Raw genomic sequence first — 16,196 nt, forward strand, 5'->3', positions numbered from 1 at the left:
CTCAGGCTGCCTCCGTCTTGCCGACCATGTACCCGGATCGCCCTTTGCGCGTCAAGAGCAGCAACGTTGCGACACTGACGAGCGTAAGGATGGCAAGCGGCATGAGCGCGAGGGAGTAACTGCCCGTTGCCTCCTTAACCCAGCCGTAGACGTTCACCATGAGGCCGCCACCAAGCAGATTTGCGATGGCGTTAATCGTTGCGAGGCCCGCCGCCGCCGCGCTGCCGGAGAGCATGTCGCCAGCGAGCGCCCAGAAAGGCCCTTTGAACGCATAAGCACCGACCAAAACGGCACAGAGCAGGCAGATCGTCGGGAGCAAGGCGCCGCTAAGCGACGTGGCGAATAGGCCCATACCGATAAGAAGCATCGGAATGACTGTGTGCCAGCGACGTTCCTTTACTCGGTCAGAGCGTCGGCCCCAATAGACCATCAACACGCACGCCAACGCGTAGGGTACGGAGTTAATGAGGCCTGTCTGCATAACGGTCAGGCCGTACGACTTGAGCAATTGTGGCTGCCACACGTTCAGGGTGCTACCCGCAGCCGACGCACAGGTATCGACAAGAGCAAGGCAAAGGACGTAGCGGTTTCGGAAGAGCTTCGTCAGCGGCATATCCAAGACTTTTTTTGGCGCCTTCGTCTCTGTCGCAAGTTCATTGGCGAGCCACGTGCGCTCTTCCTCCTTGAGCCATCTCGCTTGCTCCGGCTTGTTAGTCAAGAAGAACAGGCACATCAGACCAAGAAGCACAGTCGGCAGGCCTTCAAGGATAAAAAGCCAGTGCCATCCGCGCATCCCTGCGATTCCATCCATCTGCAGAAGCAGTGCGGACAGTGGTGAACCGACGAAGTTACCAAGCGGGATCGCCACCATGAATATAGCAACGATGCGAGCGCGGTACGACGCCGGAATCCAGTACGAGAGGTACAGTAGGACCCCCGGAAAGAAACCCGCCTCGGCAGCACGCATGGTGCCGAGATTCCGTACGTATTCAACACCCCTTCGTTGACGCGCTTGAGTTCATCGGCGTGCACATGGCTGTTCGGTTCGCTCGGCAATCAGAACGCGCGGCTCTCACCTCGCTGCCCGCGTCAAGTTTCTGGATTGACCTCGCCCAGAACGGTCGAATGCCTCTTCCTCCGCTGGTAGCACGCGCTATAACATGCGCTGTCGCGTCTCGCGGAGAATCATCGATACGGGATCGAACAAATCCGTCGTGCCCATGCGAACTGGTTGCGCCGCTCGTCGAAGCTCCGCTGGAAGTGTTTCGGAAGACGGGTGCGGACTGCGCCGTGTCGATGCCTCGCGCCGACGCTCACAGTGAGGCTTGCGGATGCGCGTGTCGCCCAGTCGCGGCGTTATCGCGCGTACTGTTCGAGCGCGTCAGCAAGGGCATCGAAGGTAGCGCGGCAGCGCGGGCTCGCGCGCAGATCTTCGTGCATCGTCACCCACGTTTCGAGCCGGAGCGCGAACGCTTTCGACAGCACGCGTACGAGACCATCACGGCGCGCAATCGCGACATGACATCCGCCGATTCCCGCACCCGCGCGGATCAGTGCGAGTTGCGCGAGATCGCTATCGGCGCGCATCGAAAACAACGCGTGACGAAAACCCGGCAACGTGCGGCTCACATCGCGAATGAACGCGTTTGGCTGGTCGTAGCCGATGACCGCGTGTTCTGCGAGCGCCGCCATGCTGCGCGGCGTGCCGTGACGGTCGAGATAATCGCGCCGCGCATGAAGTCCGACCTCGATCACGCCGACTCGCCGCGCGACGAGTTGCGTCTGGCGCGGGCGCACCATGCGCACGGCAATATCCACTTCGCGCCTCAGCAAGTCCTGCACGCGGTTCGACAGCACGAGTTCGACGATCAATCGCGGATGCCGCTCGCGCAGCGCGGCGATGACCGGCGGCAGCACTTCGACCCCGACCACTTCGCTCGCGGATACGCGCACGACGCCCTGCACGCCCGCGCCGTCGTCGCCCGTGTGGCCGCTCGCCGCGCGCTTGAGCGATGCCGCCGTACTCTGCATCGCTTCGGCGTGCGACTGTAATGCAAGCGCAACGTCGGTCGGCTGAAGCCCGTTCTGCGAGCGCGTAAATAGACTTACCTTCAGCGCCCGTTCGAGCGCTTCAACGTGCCGCCCCGCCGTCGGCTGCGTGATGCCGAGCGCGCGCGCTGCACCCGACAGCGAGCCCTCGCGCAGCACTGCGAGGAACGTTCGGTAAAGCTCCCAGCCGATGTCGTCTGCCATACGTTTTTGAATATCGGATCAACGAGGTTCGCCAATTTTAATGTGTCCGCGAAGGGCGGAGAATGGCGTCATCGACAACCTGGGAGGCGTGACATGGCGCAAGGCGAAACGGTTCTGGTACTTGGGGCGACGGGCGGCATCGGCGGGGAAGTTGCGCGGCAATTGCGCGATGGGGGCTGGCGCGTGCACGGGCTGCGGCGTGGCGCGGGGGCATCGAAGGGCGACGGCATCGAATGGATTCACGGCGACGCGATGAACGCGGCCGACGTGATGCGCGCGGCACAGGGCGTATCCGTGATCGTGCACGCGGTAAATCCGCCAGGCTATAAGCGCTGGGCCGAACTGGTGCTGCCGATGATCGACAACACCATCGCGGCGGCGAAGGCGCAGGGCGCTACCATCGTGTTGCCGGGCACGGTCTACAACTTCGGGCCGGACGCGTTTCCATTCATCGACGAAGACGCGCCACAGCATCCCGTCACGCGCAAAGGCGCGATTCGCGTGGAAATGGAAGCGCGTCTGCAACGCGCGAGCAAGGAAGGCGCGCGAGTGCTGATCGTGCGCGCGGGCGATTTCTTCGGGCCAAGAGCGGGCAATAACTGGCTCGCGCAAGGACTCGTGAAGCCAGGAAAGCCGGTGGCGAAGGTCAGCAATCCGGGTGCGCGTGGCATCGGGCATCAATGGGCGTATCTACCCGATGTCGCTCGCACGATGGTTGAACTGCTTGCGCACCGCCATTCGCTCGATGCGTTCGCGCGCTTTCACATGAGCGGTCATTGGGACGAGGACGGCACCGGCTTTGCCGACGCGATCCGTCGCGTGGTCGCGCGGCGCACCGGGCGGGCGCCCGCTGTCGTCGGCTTTCCGTGGTGGCTGCTCGCGCTTGCCGCGCCGTTCAACGTAACATTCAGGGAGCTTCAGGAAATGCGCTATCTATGGACGACGTCCGTGCATCTGAATAACGCGCGGCTCGTGCAGACGCTCGGGCACGAGCCGCATACGCCGCTGGACGTGGCCGTCGAAAAGACGCTAATCGGCCTCGGATGTCTCGCGCCTGATGCGCTCTGTGTTTCCTCGCGATTGTCGCCGGTTCACCAGCCATGGCCGAGTGGCAGGCGCCGGGCTGTTTCGACCGGCACATGCCTTGTGTCCTCAAGCGAATCGCCGGTGGAACTACCTGGCCCCACACGAGAGCGGACGTTGAACTGGAATCGACGCAATCGCGCCCTCGGAGAATCGCCCGTCTCCGCCCGCCACGTCTCACCGGTCATACCCCGGTGGCCGGCTCAAATCCACTGGTCGTTCGCGACAGTACGCTCGCTTGCCGCGCCGTCGCCTGTGTTCACGACACCTCGCGGCTCGATAAGCAGCAGCTTGACTTCTGCGTTTGCACAGGGCTTGTGCTCGACTCCCTTCGGAACGACTCCCAACTGTCCGGCACGTAATACGATCGAACCATCGCCTGAAGGCCCTGCCCGAAAATCGATACGCAGTTCGCCATCGAGGACGATGAACGCTTCGTCGGTATCGGCATGTCGGTGCCACTCGAACTCGCCTTCGACCTTGACGACCTTGAATTGATAGTCGTTCATTTCAGCGACAACGCGCGGTTGCCAGTGATCGTTAATCTGCGCGATCTTGCCGATCAGATCGATGGTGTCGCACTGGCCGCGCGTGACCGGAGCGGTGGAATGGTTCGAGGATTGGGACATCGTTCTCTCCGTTCAAAGGTTGATGCGTTGAGGATACGCATGCTCCTTCCGGTCGTATTGAACGATCGTGGTGCTTTTAGCCGCGCGGAACGCCGCCCGCGACTTGTAACCAGCGCCCTGGCGTCAGCCCAAATGTCTTCGAAAAGTGTCGCGTCATATGACTCTGATCGGCAAAACCCGCGGCTGCAGCAGCGCAAGCGAGCGAGGTGCCAGCGAGCAGCATGTGGCGCACTGCATCGAGGCGCCGCATCGTCAGATATCGATACGGGCTCGTGCCGTAGAACCTGCGAAAATCGTGCGACAAGCTCCAGCGATCGCGACCCGTCACCGCTTCGAGTTCGTCGAGCGCGACAACGCGCGAGCAATTTGCGTGCAGATAGTCGCGTGCACGCCGCGCCGCGAGGAAGTCCCCTTTGGCTGTTCTTGCAGGCGTACCAGTGACGGCGGCCAAGGCATTCGCCAACTCGGCAAGTGCATCACTCTGTTCAAGCGGCTCGAGCGTATAGCTGACATGCTGCAGCAACGCTACGGTCGCAACCTCGAGGCGCCGATCGGTAGTCACGCCACCTTCGAGGAACGGCAGCGCTTGTCCGCCGAGCACTTCCTGAAAGAGAGCGGGTTCCACGTAGACCATCCGGTATTGGAACCCCTCATCGGTGCCCGCCTGGCCATCGTGAGCCTCATCGGGATGCAGTACGAGCGTGTTGCCCGGCAGGCTGTTCCGCTGGCTGCGCCGATAGTTGAAACTCTGAACGCCAGCGAGCGTGCGGCCGATCGCGTAGGTGTCGTGGCGGTGCATGGAGTATGCGCTGCCGTGAAACCACGCTTCGATGCGCTCGACGCCTTCTATCGGCTCGGCGCGCCTTACCCAGTCGGGGGTAAGACCGCTGCTCGTAGATTCATGATATATGGCCCCGGATGGCCGCCCTGTGCTGATGCGGTGCAGATCTCAAGGCGGTGCGCGCGCAGGCGAAAACCGAATTGTCGCACGTGCGACGACGCGCTACATGCGCCTAGCGCATCCCTACGCAGTGGGACTTCCGCGGCCCTAAACGTCGGCTTGAGGAACGTGGACGGCCGTTCGGTGTTGTGAAGATCCGCTGCCGGCCGGGAGCTTGTGGGCAGTTGCAACCACTGACTGCTTTCCAGCGACGGGTTTGAGGAGGTGACGGGCGCAAACCGACCCAGAACCGCCGTTACCTGGACAGGGTTTTGGCGTCGGGTAACGAAATACACCGATCATTCGACTGCAGGTCCGAAATCTAAAGATGACTGAACGCGATGTCATGTCGGCCGCAGCCTGATCGAACGACGCGTCAAACGAGGCAATGTGTTCGAACGACCATCGCTGCTTCGTCCGACCAGTCGACTAACCCCGCGAGTGTCTCAAGCTGACAGCTCCAAACTCAGGAGAGAGCTAACAGCGCCTAGCGGCGTCCGGTCGAAGCGACATTGGCGCTGCCCCGCCAGGGTACCGACTGCGACCTTCGCATTGCGGTACTGCCGCGCCTGAACATAGCCTTAGGTAAGCGATAGTGCAAACCCTCGATTCGTCATTCCCGCGCAATGGGAATCGCATTTTTGTCCAGGCGGCGCGCGCGCGGCTGGCCGCACCGTCGGCGCCCTCGAACAGGGCGGGCGGGCGGACTGGATCGTGCTCGATTCCGACCATCCCGCTCTCGCCGAACAGACCAGCGCGACGTGGCTTTCGTCCGCCGTCTTTTGCGAACACGGCGAAACGCCCGTGCGCGATGTCTTCGTCGGCGGCAAGCGCGTGATCCACGAGCGCCGTCATCGCGACGAAGCCAGGCATTACGCGGACTATCGCCGGGCGCTGGCGCAGCTTCTCGCCGACGCCTGAACGCAACCGTAATTCCATTGCAGGCACCATGAACGATCTCTTCTCACTCGAAGTCGGCGATGCGCCGCTGATAATCTCCATTCCTCATCTCGGCACGCACATTCCCGACGCCCTGCGCGACCGGTACACGGATATCGCGCTGACGGTCGCGGATACTGACTGGCACCTCGACCGCCTCTACGGCTTCGCCCGCGCACTCGGCGCGACGATCCTCGGCGCGCGCGTGTCGCGCTACGTGATCGACCTGAACCGGCCATCGAACGACGAGAGCCTGTATCCCGGGCAGACCACCACGTCCCTGTGCCCGACGGAAACGTTTCGCGGCGCGCCGCTGTATCGCGAAGGCTGCGCGCCCGACGCGGCCGAGCGCGATCGCGGGGTGGCGACTTACTGGCAGCCGTATCACGACGCTCTTCAGGAAGAGCTGACGCGCCTGCGCAGCCAGCATCGCAATGTGCTGCTGTGGGAAGCGCACTCGATCGCGAGCGTGCTGCCGCGCGTTTTCGAAGGCAAGCTTCCGGACTTCAACATCGGTACGCAGGATGGCCGCACCGCCGCGCCCTCCGTGCAGGAAGCTATACAGCGCGTCGCCGCGGCGAGTCCGTTCACATGGATTGCGAACGGCCGCTTCAAGGGCGGCTTTATCACGCGGCACGCCGGCGCGCCGCAGGACGGCGTGCATGCGGTGCAACTGGAGATGTGCCAGTCCACCTATATGAGCGAAAACGCACCGTTCCACTATCTGCCCGAGGTCGCGAGGAAAGTGGAGCCGGTGGTACGCGGCATGGTGAATGGCGCGCTCGACGCAATCGTCAAGCTGACTGCGAACGCCTCGCGGGCGAAATGAGCGCGAGACGTCCTTGCCGCAGGACGTCTCGGCAATACCTTCTGAACACCACGACCAGAGACGCTCTGGCCAATACACGCTTGCCGAGCTTCATCAGCGCTCCGAGCAGGCGATCAGGCTGGCGGGCGACGAGCCAACCGCATCAACGCGCCGTGTACCCGCCATCGACAGGCAGCGATATCCCGCTCGATCATCTCGAGCGCGACGGCGCGGGCGACCATCGCGGCGCCCCGCGCATTGACGGCCATCACGCGGTCGAATGCGTCCGCGTCGAGTTCCAGCGGCGATTCGAGCGATGCAATGCCCGCGCAGTTCACGAGACCGTCGAACGCTTCGAAGGGCTCCATGCGTCGTCGATGAGCGAACGGTGCGCGCCGACGTATCGAGAACGACGTCGACCGGGAACTCGTCTCCCCAGTTCGTGAATGTCCAAGCGCGCACGTGCTCATTCTTGGGCGAGGCGTTGCGCGTCTTGGCGCCGGCTTCATCGAGCGCCTTGCGGGGCTCGCCATTTCCACTTGCTCAAATCCTTCCCGCGACCAAGATCGCAACCTTTAGCCCCTTGAGAGAATCATTCGTCGTGTTTCCATTTCCGATGATACGTGCCTACTTCTTCCCATCCACGACGGCGACGACCTCGTCGCGCGTGTACTCCTTGTTCGCCAATGCACCAACCGGCGTTTTGGCCAGCACCGCGTCGAGTTCCTCCGGCTTCACTTCCAGAACCGGCATACGGATGTCGTGCGGCATCTTCTTGCCGGCGAGAAGCTGCTGCGTCACCCAGAAGGCGAACGAGGACGCGCCCGGCGGAATCGTCACCGACATCGTCTCGTAACCGCTCTTCTTCTGTTCGGCCCACCAGGCGAGTTCTTCCTGCCGGTTGCCGAGAATGATGATCGGCGTCGGCCGCCCCGCGGCCTTGAGCGCCTGCGCGGTGCCGAAGCCGTCGCCCCCTTGCGTGAGCACGCCGTCGACCTTCGGCAAAGTCGGCAGGATGCCCGCGACCTGCTTCTGCGCGACGGTCTGCGTCCAGTCCCCGTGCACCGAACCGACGATCTTCATCCCCGGATACTTCTTGAGTTCGTCGACGATTCCCTGATGAATCTCGTCGTCCACGGAGACGCCCGCGAGTCCGCGAATTTCGAGCAAGTTGCCCTTGCCGTTCAGCCGCTTCGCCAAGTAATCGACCTGCATGCGGCCCATGCCCTGAAAATCCACGGCAATGCGATACGCGCACGGCTCGGTTGCGATGCCATCGAACGATACGACCGTCACGCCCGCGCCGCACGCCTGCTTGATGACGCCGTTGAGCGCCGTGGGCGAAACGGCATCGACGGCGATGGCCTTGAAGCCTTGCAAGATTAGATTCTGGATCTGCTGAACCTGCTCTGTCGCCTGGCTTTCGGCTGTCGTGAAGCTGGGCGCCGCCGCGACGACCTTCTGCTTCACGGCCGGATCGGCGACGTTGGCCCAGCTCTTGAGCATCTGCTGGCGCCAGCTATTGCCCGCGTAGTTGTTCGACAGCGCGATCTTCATCGACGACGTATCGCCCGTCGCGACCTGCGCCGACGCGCCCGCCGATGCCGCGACCAGGCACAGCGCCACGGCCAGTGTTGTGATTCTCATGCTCGTCTCCTGTTATTGATGTTTTTACCGTCCCGCGCCACGCACGCCGACATGCAGCGAATAGATCGATGACGTCGCCGTAATGAACAGGCGATTTCGATGGATGCCGCCGAACGTCAGGTTCGCGACGACCTCGGGAATGAGGATCTTGCCGAGCAGCGTGCCGTCGGGTGCGTAGCAGTGCACGCCGTCCTCCGCGCTGGTCCAGACATTGCCGTGCTCGTCGACCCGCATGCCGTCCGGCACGCCGCTCTGCATCTCGATGAACACGCGTCCGTTACGCAATACGCCATCGCCCGATACATCGAACACGCGGATATGACGCGGCGCTTCTTCGTCGTGGGAAGCGGCCGAATCCGCGATGTAGATCTGCGATTCGTCCGGAGAAAACGCGAGGCCGTTCGGCTTCGCGAAGTCGTCGCAGACGAGATGCACACGCGCGCCGTCGGGCGATAGGCGATACACGTTGCATCGGCCGATCTCGCTCTCTGCGCGATAGCCTTCGTAGTCGCTCAAGATTCCGTAGTCGGGATCCGTGAACCAGATGTCGCCCTTCGAATCAACGACGACATCGTTCGGCGAGTTCAGCCGCTTGCCTTCGAAATGCGATGCAAGCACGGTCACGCTGCCGTCGTGCTCCGTGCGCGTCACGCGCCGCGCGCCATGCTCGCAACTCACGAGCCGCCCTTCGCGGTCGCGCGTGTTGCCGTTGCTGTAGTTCGACGGCGCGCGAAACACGCCGACGCCCATTCCCGGCGCCCAGCGCAGCATGCGGTTGTTCGGGATGTCGCTCCAGACGAACAGGTCCGTGGCCGGAAAATAGACCGGTCCTTCCGCCCAGAGGCATTCGTCCGTCACTTTGGAAAGGAACGCGTTCGGCTGCAGCAGCAGCCTGAAACGCGGATCATGCACTTCGAAATCGCTGGGTTTCATGTCTCCTCGTCCTTTGTGGTTTGCGTGTCAGCGCGCCGGTTTTCCGCCGGCGGCGACCGTCACCGCGATGATGAGCACGCCGTACACGATGGAGCGCACGCCGGCGTCGGCGCCGACCGCGTTGAGCGCGGCGTTAGTGAGAAACAGGAACATCGAGGCGCCCCATACGCCGACGATCGTCGCCTTGCCGCCCGTGACCAGCGTGCCGCCGATCACGACCACGGCGATCGAGATCAGCATGTACTCGACGCCCATATCGAGCGACGCGCCGCCTGATGTCGCCGCGAGCAGCAGCGCCGTGAGCGCCGCGATCATCGACGAAAGCACGTAGGCAAGGCAGCGCGTGCGATGCACGTTCACGCCCGCGAGCCACGCGGCGCGCGCGTTCTGTCCGATCGCCGAAAGCCTGCGGCCATACACGGCGCGATGAAGCAGCACCGCGAGCGCGACCGACAAGGCGAGCGCAACCAGCGCGATATACGGCACGTTGAAGAGCCGGCTCGTGGCGAATGCGCCCAGCGCGGGCGGCGGCGGCGGAAGCTGGCGCCCTTGCGTAATGGCGATCGACTGGATGATGAAGCTCGACGACAGCGTCGCGATGATCGGCGGAATGCGCAGCAGTCGGATCAGCATGTAGTTCGCGATCCCGACCGCGACGCCCACGCCGAGCGCCGCCGCGACGCCGAGCGCAATGTGGCCGTTGGAGCCGCCCATCGCGTGCATGCCGACGACGCCCGCGAGCGCGATCGTCGACGGCACCGAGAGGTCGATGTTGCCGACACCCGACGTGATGACGAGCATCTGCCCGAGACCGACCAGCACCATGAACACGCCGTAGGTGAGGGCCGTCTGCGCGACATTGCTCGCGATGCCGAAGCCGAAGATGCCGACGATACCGAACCACACGAGCACCGTGCCGACGAAAGACCACGCCCAGGGCGCTTGAACGCCCTTCAGCCGTTCCCACGCGGTATCGTTGTTGGCGAGCGCTTCACCGGAAGTCTGCGATTTCATTGCCGTTCCCCGCGTTGCAGCAGCACGCGCAAGGACAGCACGACGATCAGGATCGCGCCCTGCATGCCGACTTGCCAATCCGCCGAGATGTTGAGAAAGGCGAGGAACGACGCCGCGAGCGTGAGCGTGATGGCACCGAGCACCGCGCCGATGACCGATACGCGCCCGCCGACGAATTCTCCACCGCCGAGAATGACCGCCGCAATCGAGAGCAGCGTGTAGCGCAGCGCAAGGTTCGCGTCGGCGGAGGTCGTGAGCCCGAGCAGCGAAAGACCCGACAGCACGCCGAACACGCCCGCGATGCCGTAAAGCGTCGCCTTGCTGCGCACGAGCGACCAGCCGAAGCGCCGCATCGCGCGCGGATTGCCGCCCGCGCCGCGTATGCGCACGCCGGCCGAGGTGCGCATCAGCAGAATGTGCCCTGCGATGGCAATGAGCACCGACCACACGATCGGCGCGGCGATGAACGGCGTCTGATAGCTCATCGCCGTGCCGAGCCAGCCGGGGCTCGCGCCGCCCGGCGAAGGCAGCAGCACGATCGCGAGCCCGCTCCACACGAACGACAGCCCGAGCGTCACGACGATCGACGGAATTTGTCGCAGTTCGATCAGCGCGCCGACGGCTGCATACGCGAGCACACAGGCGACGAGCGCGAGCGCGCCGAGCCACGGCTCCTTGACGAGCAGCGTCGCGCCGATGCACGCGACGAGACTCACGAATGGACCGATGGACAAGTCGAGATCGTTGACGGTGATGATCGCGAGTTGCGCAAGCGTGGCGAGCACGATCGGCACGGCCAGATTGAGCAGCAGGCTCGACCCGAAATAGCTCATCACGGCGGGCTGCATGACGAGAATCGGCACGAGCACCGCGACGAGCGAGATGGCGGGAAGCAGCGCGCGCAGACGCGCTTGCGTGTCCCGGAACGTGATGCGCGCGGGGGTCATGCGGCCTGCTCCTCGAAGCTCGCAGCGAGCAGCGCTTCTTCCGTGCATTCGTCCGCATGCAAGACGCGCGTGACCGCCGACGAGCGAAAGACATACGTGCGGTCGCAATGCGACAGCTCTTCGTTTTCTGTCGTGTACCAGATGAACGTGCGGCCTTTCGCGGCTTCGTCGTGAACGAGCCGGTAGATGTCGCGCTTGGTGCCTACATCGACGCCGCGCGTCGGATCGTCCATCAGAATGAGCTGCGCGTCCGACGACAGCGCGCGCGCAAACAGCACCTTCTGCTGGTTGCCGCCCGAGAGCGACAGGATGCCCGCGCCCATCGGCGCGCCGCGTATGCCGATCTTCGTGCGCCACGCTTCCACGAGCGCGCGCGCCGCCGCGCGATCGACGAGTCCGCGCTTGCGCTTCGCGCCGCCGAGAAGCCACCGCAAATCGAGATTCTGCGCGATGGACCACACCGGGAACACGCCGTCGCGCCCGCGATCGCCCGCAACGAATGCGGCTTTCATGCGGCCCGCGCCGTGGCTCGTCGCTGCCTCGTAGATGGCGAGCAGCGCTTCGGTCTGGCCTTGGCCCGCGAGTCCGGCGAAGCCGACGATCTCTCCGCGCGATGCCTCGATCAGCGTATGTTTCCTTCCGCCGACGTTCCAGCGGAACGGTTTGTCATCGCTTTGTGCGTTGCGTATGCGTGCGGCGGCCGGCGTTTTCTCCGCTTCCAGATGCTGGCCCATCGCCTGAATGATCGACGCACGGTTCGCCTCGTTGCCCGGCAGCACGCCGACGATGCCGCCGTCGCGCATCACCATCACACGATTCGCGACGCGCTCTATCTCGCCGAGCATGTGCGTAATCAGCAGACAGGTGATGCCGCTCTCTGCCGCGCGCCGGACGAAGGCAAGCAGTTGGTCGGCGGTATGGGCATCGAGCGACGAGGTCGGCTCGTCGAGGATCACGAGACGCACGGGCGCGTCCGTCACCGTGAACCCGCGCGCGATCTCGACCATCTGCTGTTGGGTGAGCGTCAGATCGGACACGAGTTCGTTGCCCTTCAGTCCGTTGCCCGGAAAAATCTCTTCGAGCTTGTCGCGCATGAGCGCCGTTGCCGTGCGCCGCCAGCCGCGCCCGCGCAATTGCGGATGCACGATCGTCATGTTTTCCGCGACCGTCAGGTTCGCGCACAGCGAGAGTTCCTGAAAGACGCAGCGCACGCCGGCCTTGCGCGCGGCGTTGGCGTCGTAGTGCGGCGCGCTTTGGCCGTCCACTTCGATACGGCCCTGCGTCGGCGCATACACGCCCGCGAGCACGGCCATGAGCGTCGATTTGCCCGCGCCGTTGTGTCCCGCGATGCCGACGCATTCGCCGCGCATGAACGCGAAGTCGATGTCCGCGAGCGCGCGCACCCGGCCGAAGGTCTTGCCGACGCCTTCGAAGCGAATCAGCGTGCGCTCGTCCTCTGTATTGATAGTTGCGCCCATTCACATGCCTCCATGCGTGGCGTCATCGAATGCTTATTTCTTGTCGAGCAAGGCCACGGTCTGCGGCAGCGTATAAGTGACGTCGGCGATTCCACCCGGCGGCGTCGCGGCGAGCCTCGCCGGCAACTCCTGCTGCGAGATGGCGAGCAGCGGCACGTTAATGGTGACTTCCTTCGGAATCTTCTTGCCCGCGAGCACTTGCTGCGCCACCCAGAACGCGAACGAGACCGCGCCCGGCGGATTCGACAGCGAGCGCGACTGATAACCGGTCTTCGCCTGCTCGCTCCACCATTGCAGTTCGGGATAGGTGCTGCCGATGACCATCGGCGGCGCGGGACGATTGGCGGCCTTGAACGCCTGCGCGATGCCGAACGACATCTCGCCTTCGGTCGCCACGCCATCGACTTGCGGTAGCGTCGGGAGAATGCCGGCCACAGCCTTCTGCGCGACCGATTGCGTCCAGTCGCCGTTCACCGAGCCGACGAGCTTGAGCCCCGGATGCTTCTTGAGCCCTTCGAGCACACCTTCGTGCATGAGGTTGTCGACGGAGATGCCGGCCACGCCGCGCACTTCCAGTATGTTGCCGTGGCCATTGAGCTTCGTCGCCAGATAGTCGACGCCCTGCTCCGCCCAGCCCTTGAAGTCGAAATTGACGCGATACGCGCACGGCTCGTCGACGACGCCGTCGAACGAGACGACGACGACGCCCGCAGCGCATGCCTTCTTGATGGTGCCGTTGAGCGCGGTCGGCGAAACGGCGTCGATGACGATCGCGTTATAGCCTTGCAGGATCAGGTTCTGAACCTGCTGCGCCTGCTCCGTCACCTGATTCTCGGCGGTCGTGAAAGCGGGCGCGGCCGCGATCTTCTTGTCCGCCACCGCTTGCTGGGCGACGGCGTTCCAGCTCTTGAGCATCGACTGCCGCCACGCGTTGCCCGCGAAGCTATTCGACAGGGCGATTTTTTTCTGCGTGGTGTCGCCCGTTGCGACCTGCGCGTGCGCGGCGCCTGCGAGCATGCAGACGGCGAGCGCGAGCGCGGCTCTTGCCTGCACTCCTTCACGGAACATCGGGTTGTCTCCTTTCATTTTTCTTGTGGAGAGGCGCTGCGCGACTTCATCTACAGCACGCCCCTTCCGGGCGCATCGGGCGCGGTGCCGATGCGACGCTTCCAGTCAGTCTGCTTGATTCGTCCTGCGGTCAGGCCAATTGCGGTGGTCAGGCCACTCGATCGCGGAGCCAGTATAACGACAGTTTCGCGATTCGTGCAATTGCGTGCGTTACCGGTAACAGCGTGGCGCAGCGGCTTCGCCCCGGCTCACCAATCCCGCGGCATTGACGACGTGGATATTCTTGAGGAACGATGCCTCGCCGGGCCGCTTCTCCACATATTCGAGCGCATCGTCGCGTTCGTCGGATGCGGGCGTGTAGCGGTCGCGCCCAAGCAGCACATGATGGGCGATGCCGGCGAGTTCGGGCCGCGCATGCAGATCGACCGTGTAGCCCGTGCCGCGATCACGAAATCGAATTCGAACGTGCCGTCTTCCGCACGCGCGCGCACGCGGTTGTCATCGACGACGGCTTCGTGCCAGGGCGCAGCCAGATGCAGATGGAAGTTCGCATGACGCGCCACGCGTTCGATGGCGTCGGCGGGTGCAGTCGAGCCCGCGCGACGGAACCGCAGCGCCTGGCGCCAGCGCACGGCATCGCGGAAAGTTATCGTATGCGCCGGGATACGCGCGTGCGCGGCTCACCGGGACCGCAGTCCATGTTTGAAGCACTCACAAACTCGGGCGAGGTGCACAGCGCACGCTCTTTCGAGTTAAGACCGAGTCTGTGCCGGTCTGCATGCAAATGCCGGGCGCTTTGAATTAGAAAACCAATCCTTGATACGCTTCTTTTATTGCGATCGAGGCCATCGGGAAGCGCTTCCATAGCTGCGTACCTCGTCCCCCAAGGGCAGCACACGCGTCACAAGCAACTCGACGTGCCTTGCGCCGAGCGCGATGTGGGCATCGCGCAAAGCACTCGTCACGCGAGACATATCGAACTCGGTAAGGCCCCCGCAATTTCCCTTGCTACCAATCCGAAGCCGATATTAAATAGCGATGCATTCCTCACGTCTTTTGCAAGGTGCTCGTCGCATCGAGTGCGCGCCACGCTCGACGCACGCTATGGCTCTCGCGACACCTCATTCAATGCTAACTCCCGGCGCCTATATTTCGTTGCAATCCGAAGCACGAACGAAGGGAGCAACAGCGTGGACAATCCATTCGACGACGATCAGGGCACATTCCGTGTGCTGATCAACGAATTGCAGCAGCGCTCGCTTTGGCCCGCTCATCTCGAGGTTCCGGACGGCTGGACGGTGGAGTATCCAGATTGCTCACGCAGGCAATGCCTGGACTACATCGAACAGAACTGGACTGCACGGTCCTGATGATTCTCGATCTGGGAGTGGGAAATGGCCAAGCGCATTGTGAAAGTGATCGACCTCGTTCCGGGACGCAGCGTTCAGCTTCCGTCCATCGATAATGAAACGCTCAGACACGGACAATTCTGGAGCGACCATGTCTGCGCTCAGAAACCTGTTGTCATCAGAGGAGCGGTGCGCAACTGGCCTGCTCTCCGGAAATGGAACGCACCCGGCTATCTCGAAGCATTGACGGATAGCGAAGTCGGCATCTCGGACGCGTTCAACGCCTCGCCCACCGGTCTCTGGTATGCAAATCTCCCAAAGCTGAAACTCAATCAGGCCATTGCGCGTCTGCGCGACGCAGGGCCGGACGAGACGCATGCGATTCGCGCGCTCCCTATTCCGTCGGAATGGAAACCCGATCTCGGCCATTATGAGTTTCTCGAAAGAGAGCACGATCGACCGCCGCGCGCATATGCACAAGACCGGCTCTTCATCTATCGGAATGCTTCGACCGAATGGCACTACCACACGACCGACGAGACGCTAACCACGCAGATCATCGGCACCAAGCGCATTTCCATGTTCAGGCTGTCCAGTGAAAACTGGCAAGCGTATGCCGTGCCGATCAAGTCCAATCTTCATCACATGAATGACGGCGCGCGCTTCTTTCCCGCGGACGGTGCACTGACGAAGTTCGAAACCACGCTTGCGCCCGGCGACGTTCTCTATATCCCACCGTTCTGGTGGCATGGCGTCGATCCCGCCGATAACGATTTCGGCATCACACTCGCTCATTGTTTCAGAACGCCGCTCAATCGCCTCGGTTCACTGAGCGATCCCGCGGTGAAAGACGTCATCCGCGCGCAGCAAAGCGCCATGCTCGCGTTCCGGATGAGAGCGTTCGTCGCCCTCGGTTCGATTTCGAGGCTCGTGACTTCCTGAGTTTCACATTCATACCCGCGGCCAATCGAGGCGCGTTTGCGTCGCTTTACGCCGCCGCATCAGTCTGACGAACACGCAAGGACCTGTGCCAGATGCAACCACGCGCGAACGCGCGTGCGCTTCTTCCACGCGTTCCGATGACGACGTTCTCGACTATCGCTTTCAG

The 16,196-nt window shown here is 63.2% G+C and carries 12 protein-coding genes and 4 pseudogenes; 5 read left to right on the forward strand and 11 right to left on the reverse strand.

Features of this window, described 5'->3' with window-relative positions:
• Nucleotide 1 precedes the first annotated feature (1 nt).
• Nucleotides 2-961: pseudogene (locus NCS67_RS31640) on the reverse strand (MFS transporter); the annotation flags it as partial.
• Between the two features lie 395 nt (nucleotides 962-1,356).
• Nucleotides 1,357-2,253 carry a LysR family transcriptional regulator gene (locus tag NCS67_RS31645; protein WP_008345513.1) on the reverse strand — a complete coding sequence of 299 codons (897 nt, stop codon included), beginning with the start codon at nucleotides 2,251-2,253 and terminating at the stop codon, nucleotides 1,357-1,359.
• A 93-nt stretch (nucleotides 2,254-2,346) separates the two neighbouring features.
• On the opposite strand from NCS67_RS31645, the pseudogene NCS67_RS31650 reads away from it, so the two are divergent.
• Nucleotides 2,347-3,309, forward strand: a pseudogene (locus NCS67_RS31650) (NAD-dependent epimerase/dehydratase family protein); the annotation flags it as partial.
• A 230-nt stretch (nucleotides 3,310-3,539) separates the two neighbouring features.
• On the opposite strand, the gene NCS67_RS31655 reads toward NCS67_RS31650, so the two are convergent.
• Complete coding sequence (locus NCS67_RS31655) at nucleotides 3,540-3,965, reverse strand: cupin domain-containing protein (RefSeq protein ID WP_175983202.1); 426 nt, start codon at nucleotides 3,963-3,965, stop codon at nucleotides 3,540-3,542.
• 76 nt (nucleotides 3,966-4,041) lie between these two features.
• The gene (locus NCS67_RS31660) at nucleotides 4,042-4,875 is read right to left on the reverse strand and encodes an AraC family transcriptional regulator (RefSeq protein ID WP_250437926.1); all 834 of its coding nucleotides are present in this window, start codon (nucleotides 4,873-4,875) and stop codon (nucleotides 4,042-4,044) included.
• Between the two features lie 678 nt (nucleotides 4,876-5,553).
• Here NCS67_RS31660 and NCS67_RS31665 point away from each other — a divergent pair.
• Together NCS67_RS31665 and hutG are read left to right on the forward strand one after the other, a co-directional pair.
• Nucleotides 5,554-5,826 (forward strand): annotated as a pseudogene (locus NCS67_RS31665) (formimidoylglutamate deiminase); the annotation flags it as partial.
• A gap of 28 nt (nucleotides 5,827-5,854) precedes the next feature.
• The gene (gene hutG / locus NCS67_RS31670) at nucleotides 5,855-6,673 is read left to right on the forward strand and encodes an N-formylglutamate deformylase (RefSeq protein WP_250437920.1); all 819 of its coding nucleotides are present in this window, start codon (nucleotides 5,855-5,857) and stop codon (nucleotides 6,671-6,673) included.
• 185 nt (nucleotides 6,674-6,858) lie between these two features.
• Here the strand turns inward: hutG and NCS67_RS31675 are convergent.
• The 7 genes and pseudogenes from NCS67_RS31675 to NCS67_RS31705 form a co-directional block, all read right to left on the reverse strand.
• Nucleotides 6,859-7,008 (reverse strand): annotated as a pseudogene (locus tag NCS67_RS31675) (SDR family NAD(P)-dependent oxidoreductase); the annotation flags it as partial.
• A 271-nt stretch (nucleotides 7,009-7,279) separates the two neighbouring features.
• On the reverse strand, nucleotides 7,280-8,299 hold the full coding sequence (locus tag NCS67_RS31680; RefSeq protein ID WP_008345505.1) for an ABC transporter substrate-binding protein: 1,020 nt from the start codon (nucleotides 8,297-8,299) through the stop codon (nucleotides 7,280-7,282).
• 24 nt (nucleotides 8,300-8,323) lie between these two features.
• Nucleotides 8,324-9,232, reverse strand: a complete 909-nt coding sequence (locus NCS67_RS31685; RefSeq protein ID WP_008345503.1) for an SMP-30/gluconolactonase/LRE family protein — start codon at nucleotides 9,230-9,232, stop codon at nucleotides 8,324-8,326.
• A 27-nt stretch (nucleotides 9,233-9,259) separates the two neighbouring features.
• A complete protein-coding gene (locus tag NCS67_RS31690) occupies nucleotides 9,260-10,246 on the reverse strand; it encodes an ABC transporter permease (RefSeq protein WP_250437921.1) in 987 nt (328 codons plus the stop codon).
• Nucleotides 10,243-11,193, reverse strand: coding sequence for an ABC transporter permease (locus NCS67_RS31695; protein ID WP_008345494.1), 951 nt, complete (start codon nucleotides 11,191-11,193; stop codon nucleotides 10,243-10,245). The genes NCS67_RS31690 and NCS67_RS31695 overlap by 4 nt, the downstream gene beginning before the upstream one ends.
• On the reverse strand, nucleotides 11,190-12,671 hold the full coding sequence (locus tag NCS67_RS31700) for a sugar ABC transporter ATP-binding protein (RefSeq protein WP_250437922.1): 1,482 nt from the start codon (nucleotides 12,669-12,671) through the stop codon (nucleotides 11,190-11,192). The genes NCS67_RS31695 and NCS67_RS31700 overlap by 4 nt, the downstream gene beginning before the upstream one ends.
• Before the next feature lie 33 nt (nucleotides 12,672-12,704).
• Complete coding sequence (locus NCS67_RS31705) at nucleotides 12,705-13,739, reverse strand: substrate-binding domain-containing protein (RefSeq protein ID WP_008345492.1); 1,035 nt, start codon at nucleotides 13,737-13,739, stop codon at nucleotides 12,705-12,707.
• A 1,190-nt stretch (nucleotides 13,740-14,929) separates the two neighbouring features.
• Between NCS67_RS31705 and NCS67_RS32080 the strand changes: the two genes are divergently transcribed.
• Together NCS67_RS32080 and NCS67_RS31715 are read left to right on the forward strand one after the other, a co-directional pair.
• Nucleotides 14,930-15,109: an MbtH family protein gene (locus NCS67_RS32080; protein ID WP_008345490.1), complete on the forward strand. Its 180-nt coding sequence runs from the start codon at nucleotides 14,930-14,932 to the stop codon at nucleotides 15,107-15,109.
• A 24-nt stretch (nucleotides 15,110-15,133) separates the two neighbouring features.
• Nucleotides 15,134-16,030, forward strand: a complete 897-nt coding sequence (locus tag NCS67_RS31715) for a cupin-like domain-containing protein (RefSeq protein WP_250437923.1) — start codon at nucleotides 15,134-15,136, stop codon at nucleotides 16,028-16,030.
• The last annotated feature ends 166 nt before the right edge of the window (nucleotides 16,031-16,196 follow it).

The organism is Caballeronia sp. ATUFL_F2_KS9A (genome assembly GCF_023630765.1).
Lineage (GTDB): Bacteria > Pseudomonadota > Gammaproteobacteria > Burkholderiales > Burkholderiaceae > Caballeronia > Caballeronia zhejiangensis.

Excerpts from the sequence above, each read along its gene's own strand:
- NCS67_RS31695 (WP_008345494.1), bottom strand. The coding sequence starts at position 11,193 with ATGACCCCCGCGCGCATCACGTTCCGGGACACGCAAGCGCGTCTGCGC.
- NCS67_RS31685 (WP_008345503.1), bottom strand. The coding sequence starts at position 9,232 with ATGAAACCCAGCGATTTCGAAGTGCATGATCCGCGTTTCAGGCTGCTG.
- NCS67_RS31645 (WP_008345513.1), bottom strand. The coding sequence starts at position 2,253 with ATGGCAGACGACATCGGCTGGGAGCTTTACCGAACGTTCCTCGCAGTG.
- hutG (WP_250437920.1), top strand. The coding sequence starts at position 5,855 with ATGAACGATCTCTTCTCACTCGAAGTCGGCGATGCGCCGCTGATAATC.
- NCS67_RS31680 (WP_008345505.1), bottom strand. The coding sequence starts at position 8,299 with ATGAGAATCACAACACTGGCCGTGGCGCTGTGCCTGGTCGCGGCATCG.
- NCS67_RS31700 (WP_250437922.1), bottom strand. The coding sequence starts at position 12,671 with ATGGGCGCAACTATCAATACAGAGGACGAGCGCACGCTGATTCGCTTC.
- NCS67_RS31705 (WP_008345492.1), bottom strand. The coding sequence starts at position 13,739 with ATGTTCCGTGAAGGAGTGCAGGCAAGAGCCGCGCTCGCGCTCGCCGTC.
- NCS67_RS31655 (WP_175983202.1), bottom strand. The coding sequence starts at position 3,965 with ATGTCCCAATCCTCGAACCATTCCACCGCTCCGGTCACGCGCGGCCAG.
- NCS67_RS31715 (WP_250437923.1), top strand. The coding sequence starts at position 15,134 with ATGGCCAAGCGCATTGTGAAAGTGATCGACCTCGTTCCGGGACGCAGC.
- NCS67_RS31690 (WP_250437921.1), bottom strand. The coding sequence starts at position 10,246 with ATGAAATCGCAGACTTCCGGTGAAGCGCTCGCCAACAACGATACCGCG.